This window comes from Dulcicalothrix desertica PCC 7102 (assembly GCF_003991905.1).
In the GTDB taxonomy this organism is placed as follows: domain Bacteria; phylum Cyanobacteriota; class Cyanobacteriia; order Cyanobacteriales; family Nostocaceae; genus Dulcicalothrix; species Dulcicalothrix desertica.
In genome coordinates this window covers 1-6,769 of sequence record NZ_RSCL01000045.1, presented here as the reverse complement: position 1 = coordinate 6,769, position 6,769 = coordinate 1, and the positions used below count along the sequence as shown (strand labels likewise).

At 38.3% G+C, this 6,769-nt stretch carries 9 protein-coding genes; 6 read left to right on the top strand and 3 right to left on the bottom strand.

Annotation, left to right across the window (positions count from 1 at the left end):
• The 4 genes from DSM106972_RS52930 to DSM106972_RS46805 all read left to right on the top strand — a co-directional run.
• On the top strand, nt 1-288 hold a 288-nt coding region (locus DSM106972_RS52930; RefSeq protein WP_201800881.1), incomplete at its 5' end, for a hypothetical protein.
• A gap of 89 nt (nt 289-377) precedes the next feature.
• Nucleotides 378-1,520: a DNA N-6-adenine-methyltransferase gene (locus DSM106972_RS46815; RefSeq protein WP_127087130.1), complete on the top strand. Its 1,143-nt coding sequence runs from the start codon at nt 378-380 to the stop codon at nt 1,518-1,520.
• Nucleotides 1,521-1,738: 218 nt separating this feature from the next.
• Nucleotides 1,739-1,963: a hypothetical protein gene (locus tag DSM106972_RS46810; RefSeq protein WP_145837501.1), complete on the top strand. Its 225-nt coding sequence runs from the start codon at nt 1,739-1,741 to the stop codon at nt 1,961-1,963.
• Between the two features lie 299 nt (nt 1,964-2,262).
• The gene (locus DSM106972_RS46805; protein ID WP_127087128.1) at nt 2,263-2,949 is read left to right on the top strand and encodes a hypothetical protein; all 687 of its coding nucleotides are present in this window, start codon (nt 2,263-2,265) and stop codon (nt 2,947-2,949) included.
• A gap of 15 nt (nt 2,950-2,964) precedes the next feature.
• On the opposite strand, the gene DSM106972_RS46800 is transcribed toward DSM106972_RS46805, so the two are convergent.
• The 3 genes from DSM106972_RS46800 to DSM106972_RS46785 all read right to left on the bottom strand — a co-directional run bounded on the left by DSM106972_RS46800 (nt 2,965) and on the right by DSM106972_RS46785 (nt 5,031).
• Nucleotides 2,965-3,183: a hypothetical protein gene (locus DSM106972_RS46800; protein ID WP_127087127.1), complete on the bottom strand. Its 219-nt coding sequence runs from the start codon at nt 3,181-3,183 to the stop codon at nt 2,965-2,967.
• Nucleotides 3,184-3,506: 323 nt separating this feature from the next.
• Nucleotides 3,507-4,247, bottom strand: a complete 741-nt coding sequence (locus DSM106972_RS46795) for a hypothetical protein (protein WP_127087126.1) — start codon at nt 4,245-4,247, stop codon at nt 3,507-3,509.
• Between the two features lie 274 nt (nt 4,248-4,521).
• The gene (locus tag DSM106972_RS46785; RefSeq protein ID WP_127087125.1) at nt 4,522-5,031 is read right to left on the bottom strand and encodes a hypothetical protein; all 510 of its coding nucleotides are present in this window, start codon (nt 5,029-5,031) and stop codon (nt 4,522-4,524) included.
• Nucleotides 5,032-5,640: 609 nt separating this feature from the next.
• Between DSM106972_RS46785 and DSM106972_RS46780 the strand changes: the two genes are divergently transcribed.
• Together DSM106972_RS46780 and DSM106972_RS46775 are read left to right on the top strand one after the other, a co-directional pair.
• Entirely contained in the window at nt 5,641-6,276 is a 636-nt protein-coding gene (locus DSM106972_RS46780) for a TnsA endonuclease N-terminal domain-containing protein (protein WP_127087124.1), read from the top strand.
• Nucleotides 6,277-6,291: 15 nt separating this feature from the next.
• Nucleotides 6,292-6,723 carry a hypothetical protein gene (locus DSM106972_RS46775; protein WP_127087123.1) on the top strand — a complete coding sequence of 144 codons (432 nt, stop codon included), beginning with the start codon at nt 6,292-6,294 and terminating at the stop codon, nt 6,721-6,723.
• Nucleotides 6,724-6,769 lie beyond the last annotated feature (46 nt).

Here is a 6,769-nt window from a genome sequence, read left to right as displayed (position 1 = left end):
AATCAAGAAAATTATAGTTTTGAACCATCAGATGAAGACCTGGTTTGGGCAACAAAAGAATATTTACCATTACTGGTCTCTAATCCAGATGATTTACCCGCGTCTCAAGTAGTCGCGCAGGTGTTGGAACTCCCAGGCGCCTATGGTTGGGAGTATTTTACCCAAATGGTTGTTTCTCAAGTTCCACAAATTAAAGCATCCTTGCTCGCCTATTTAATCGAGGTCTTACCGAGCGAAATTAGGGCAGTGTTTGTGCAGAAAGCTACCAACATTGTCAAAGTTACGTAGCAATACGCACGCATATTTTCCACGGCTATGAAAGGCGCCTCACCTGTGTGGACGGCGTGACAGAGACACTTTACCTAAAAATAGCAACTATGAAAGATAAATCATCAGACAATTGGTACACGCCACCTTACATTGTTGAGTTGGTTGTGCAGGTATTGGGTGAGATTGACCTCGACCCATGTGCGGAAGTTGGCAAGAAAATTCCCGCGCGCGAACATTACACCATTAATGAAGATGGTTTATTTCAGCAATGGCATGGGCGTATATTTCTCAATCCACCATACTCGTGTCCTGGTAAGTGGATTGCCAAACTCATTGAAGAACTTGCTTCTTGTCGAGTTACAGAAGCTATTGCATTGGTACCTGGCGCCACTGACACTAACTGGCTATCACCTGTGTTGAAAACTCAACCTGTCTGCTTTTGGAAAGGAAGAATAAAATTCTTAGACACTAATTACGAGCCAAAACTACCCGCACGGCAATCGCATGTACTGATTTATTGGGGACGGGACAGCGCACGGTTTATAGAAGTTTTTGATGCGTATGGAGTAGTGCAACTTCCGAATACAATACTGTCCAAACTACTGGAAGCCCCCTCTAATAATAAGTCTGACATTTTCCAAGGGCATAAAACAAATACAAACGTATCTCCCATTCCAACTGAGGTGCCTGAGTTCCAAGGGGACAAAACAGACATTAATATATCCCCTTGGAAAAGTGATGAGCCTGAGTTCCAAGGGGATAAATCAGACATTAATATATCCCCTTGGAAAAGTGATGAGCCTGAGTTCCAAGGGGATAAGACAGACATGAATATATCTCCCATTCCAACTGAGGCGCCTGAGTTCCAAGGGGATAAGACAGACATGAATATATCTCCCATTCCAACTGAGGCGCCTGAGTTCCAAGGGGATAAGTCAGACATGAATATATCCCCTTGGAAGAATGGTGAGCCTAAGTTCCAAGGGGATAAGACAGGCATTAATATATCTGCTAGCTCATGTCGCCGAACTAAGGGTAATGGGAGTGGCAGCATCAGATGGCGCACTGTTATCAGAAAAGGTAAAGAATACTATGAAGCTTATTATCACTACGAGTTTTGGAGTTCGGGCGAGCGCGAAATTAAATCTACCAAGTACATTCCCAAACGGCTGCTATCCCAAGTGCTTTCTCTAGATTCCCAAAAGGCGCCTGTAAGGGAAATTTTAAAAGTGTTGGGGGTGGTGGTATAAAATTATTTGTTGATTTTTCAAGCCAATAGTGGTCACCTAATTTTTGGGGTAGAGGAATATTAGTATTCACGTTCTGCTCATCTAATCAAAATCTTGTTAGTGCTTGGGCGCCAACTATAACTATGAGTCTGTTTATTGAAATCTAGTATTTTCGGCGCCTGCTTACACACAAAACTTAATATTTTTCCTCCCTCTGGCATGATTACAGGCGCCGAACAGTGGAGAGCGTGCAATATGCTCGTAGGAATAACAGAGGTAACGAATCAAATTTATTTGCTTTTCTTCGCGAGCATTCAGAACAGGATAAAAAGCTAATCGAAAAACAAGTTTATTCTTGCTTATGTTGTGCAAGTGGTTGCGCTTTTAATAGTGGTTTCTTGTGTGCAGTTCACCCTAGTGGTTCATCGAACTTACCCTGCCCTGATTATAGTCGGCGCCGTTAAACTGTAATAAATCTTAACAAATAACACAAACCAAGAGTAGGCTTGAAAAACTTCTACTCATGCTGCACATTTTCATGTAAAACAGGCGCCATAATTCATTTACTATGATAAAAAGTATACTTGGACGAAGTAAAAACCCGCGTTCAATCATACAGGCGCGTTCTTAGAGTGTGGTTGACTCACTCTCGTACTAGGCGCCTAAGAGCAATTCACGCCCCTCCGGTATGGACTTTTTCCTCCTTAAGTTTGGGAGCGGCGCCGAGAAAATCAATTCACAATATAAAGTAGATAGGAGAATTATGTCGAAATTTTTCAATGAATACTTTCAGGAAGATAAAGTTTATTCAAGTCTCAAGAATCAAATTGTTAATCTTATTAATGAGCGTTCTACTGTGAAGAAAAATCAGCAGCTAGATAACGATTTAGTACCTGTATTTTCGACTACTGAGAATAGATTTCCTGTACTTAGAAAGGTAGTGAGAGATTTAGCAATAAAAAATCCACACTTGAATTTTCAAGTTTTTGACGGTGATTTTGCTTGTTTAGTGAGCGAGCATATTCCTTTAAAAGAAGAATTTTCTTATACATGGGTTGAAAAATCCCCTAGGACAGGAAAGTATTTAGTCATGGCTCGTCCTCCAGCAGCATCAAGAAAAGACAGTTTATGCGTATGGAAAAATGAAGTTGATGCCCGTAACGTAGCCCAACAAATACTAAATAAAATAAGAGAGTTTCCAATTCAGGCTTGGGACGCTAAACATAGCTCTGATTTTTATAAAAAATTTCTGAGAACTTTACCTGATGATGACGATGAAATACTCGGTTTAGTTAATCCTAACGACGGCAGTGTCACCAAATTTAACTCAAATGCTCAAAAGACTGTTAATAATTCCTTTAATAAAGTACTCCAAGGTGAAATTAGTCGTGAAGAATTTTATACTCATGTCAACGCTGCGACTAAACAAAACGGCGCCGATAATAATTAACCAATCGAGAATTTTTCACAGAATTTGGTGCCATTTACGACGCAAATTTAATTCTGCATCAATTTCTGCTTTTATATAGTAAATAGCATCTAACTCTGTATGAGCAATAACAAATACCCCACCAGCAACGGCTTTCCAATTCCCATTTTTTAGCTGAGTAATTCTAAAACAAATGTTTCTATATTCCATTTGCTTACGAATAGGCTTAACTCGTTTTATATTTTCGTCTGACATATCAAATTGTAGTTATGTTGTATTTTATCTTAATCTATCAAATCATTAATTTCGATAGGCGCCAACAATAATCAAGTTATTAAACCACAAACAAACGTTCGGTTGGAAACAAATTGTTCTCAATTGAGCAGGTGTCCAAAAACCTCACCAATTATGATTTATTCGTTTATTAGAGTGCGATTGAGCCGATACAACGTACTCTAATAACTAAATATACGGTAATGCAAATATACTTAAATTTCTTAAAAACAGGCACCCAAAAGCATTATAATCACTTGCTTCTCTATTAAATTACAGGCGCCGATGGCACATTGGTAAAATTTTTAACTACAATAGGCGCCACTCATTGATGCTTCCATTTCAATTAAAATATCTGAAGCATAAAACTGCTCACAGAATACATCGTAACAATCAAAATTAAACTTACAATCTCTCACCATGTTAAGAGAACCAAGTAATAAACCTAACCAAACTTCGACTGGCGCCAATTCCAAGGGCGCGCGCATCAAACCCGACACAGTTATTATCTGAGTTGGCGCCACCCCAATATATTCCCTAATCTTACTAACCCAAGCTTCAACATCCTCGCTGTGGGCAATGTTTAAAACTGACTCCCACGCTTGTTCACTCGTCACTTCTTCTGTATAAGCAAGTGTCTCTAGTAAAGTTTCCTTATCGACTATTTGTACTATTGAATGGTTAGCTGTGTCAGGCGCCCACACGTAAGGCTTCCTAATAGAACTTACCAACGGTTCGATAAATTCATCAAAACGAATGTCCATAGTTTGTCTTACAAATACCGCAAAGTCAGCATCACCCATCACGGGACCATCATCACCTATAACAGATTCAATTTCTTCAAAAGTTTCAACACTGCGAGTATGGAACACTTCGACCATCTGTACTAATGCATCTGCCGCAACTTGTAACTGCTCAGTTGTATCTAAATCTATTAATGATGCGTCAAGACCGTCCCATAACAAGCGCCAGTCTACTTCAAGTGGCGCCGATCTGGCTTCCTCCAATAAATCCCAGATTTCTAACTGTATATACTTCTCATTCATAGTTTATCCTGACATACTAGAGTTTTACTTCTAAAGCAAAAAGCATATACAGCAAGCATTTAAGTCTATTTTCCTTCTAAAAACTTGGCGCGATTAAAAGCATTTTTTTCATTACATGACAAGCTATAGTAACGTACAAATGTTTCATATCTAGGCACCTGCAAGTGCTTTCATTTAAAACTTTATCCGGGGATACGGGCTTTTTTGTTCTATTGACAAAGCTTTATTTAACAAGTGTTTGAGCCTGTTTTTCGTGCTGTTTGTTTTAAATAATTTAAGTTTGTGGATTACGTGGGCAGGGTCTGATTGGGCATAAACACGGGTCAAGTCGTTCCAGGGAAGCAAATTTTCTAACTCCATAATTTGAAGTCAATACTCCCTGTAACTTCCTCGTATAAGCCAAAACTTGACTTTTCGTCATCCCGACACAATGAATTGGTTTAACAACCGCGCGCTTTTCTTGACCTTTCCAAACTTCGGCGCCCACTGCGTGTACAGGTGTTTCAGAACCAGGCGCCCTGTACACAATTAACGTAGCAAAGTAAATATCAGCAAATTCCTCAATGTCTATAGATATTTCCTGGGCTAGAACAGAAGAACGTCTCATAGCGCGCGCTTGATTTCGCCTGTAAGAGTGTCGTGCGTGAGACCTACGGCTGTAACATACCGCAGGATTCCAACAATTATCCCCTTGGGCGCCATGTATTTCTTTCGCCTGTGAAGCACTCAGCATGGCACATTGTTTGCACTTGGTCGGTATCTTACGTTTTTCAACTGGCGCCATAGCTACCTCTTCGTTGTGTAGGTTCGCGCAAAAAGCGCTAATTTTAGAACGTGATTACGTTGTTTCAGGCACATATTTTCGCACAACCTGGCTAATTTTTTCGCGTATGCGCGCTAATTTCCAGAACAATTCGCGCTCCTGAATGCAAATTCCAGGATTTGACTGGCACGGAGTCCAAAAGCATTGTGGTAGATACTGGAGAGCGCTTTTACCTATATCATGCTTGGATTTCCCCTTGGGCAATATTCCTTGCAGTATAAAGCTTACAGCGAAAAAAATTGCATGACCGTGCGAAAAATTAGCGGCTTTTGTGCGAAGATTAGCGCTTTTTGCGCGAACCGACAGTTGACTCGTTGTAATTGTACACTGAGTCGTATAAAATTATGGGTTCGCAGATAAAGCGAAATTCTGGAAACGAATTTATAGGGGTTTCAGGATATGAGTTTCGCGCATAAATTGAAATTGATAATTTAGTGAAACCAAATTCGCGCATAAAGTGAAATGAATTCGCGCACAAAGTGAAATTCTCTGCCTAATGGAAGAGGAGAGGTATAAAGTGGTTTGCTATCGTATACGGGAAATATATTAAACATCAGGAGAAAAAACAAATTGACAACTCCTGCTCGAAAAATTACCAATACCGGGACAAAGAAGAATATCGGTCGTTTTTTCAGCTTGAAGATGCATTCTGGTGTTTGGTATGAGTCTTTGTTGGAAAGAGACTATATGTACTTATTAGAAATTGACCCAGATGTCCTTTCATATTGCAGCCAGCCCCTGAAAATAGCTTATAAACAGGAAAACAAACAATTAAAATATACACCAGATTTTTTAGTTGAACGAAGTCAGAAAAAACAGATTATTGAAATTAAACCTAAAAAACTAATTAATTCTGACAAAAATACAAGATTATTCCAATGCGTAGCACCTATTGTTCAATCCCTATCTTGGGATTTTTTAGTAATAACCGATGAAATGATAAGGAGAGAACCTCTTCTAAGTAACATTAAACTTTTATATCGGTATGCACCAGTTAAACTAACTCCGCAGCTAACGATTACTTGCCATAAATATTTTCAAAGTCAACCACCTATCTCTCTCCAAAAAGCTGAAGACTATTTAAGTAAGAAAGGTATTTTTAGGGATAGTTTGTTGAAATTAATATTCATTGGATTTCTGTCAACTGATTTAACAATTCCAATTGGAAATAGTAGCTTGATTAGTTTATATCAAACAATGAATTGACAAAGGATTTATGATATGAGTAAAGTAGCGTTTAAACAAGGACTCCACTTTTGGTTAGAACATCGTGAATATGTAATTCAAGAAAAAAGAGCAGATGGAAATTTGAGAATTGTTGATGTTATTAGCAATGAAATTTCTTTATTATCCGAAGTAGAGTTAATGCAATTATTTTTATCAGGTGAGCTAGAATTTGATAGTGATTCAAATAAAGCAAAACCTAAGACATATCAAGGAGTAGATTTTTCGCAAGTACCAGAAAATTTAAAAGTTGAAGCACAACGAAAAGAAAAATATATAAAAGAAGTTATAGAACAAAAAATATATACATATACCAAATCATCACTAACACCAATTATTCAACTAGTTTCTCAAACAATTTCAGATGATAAACCACCTTCATATACTACTCTTTATGGTTCTTGCGTACTTAACGTGCTAAAATGTTAAGATAACTACCCTGTATTTCAATAAAATTTATTATGAAAAGAGTTTT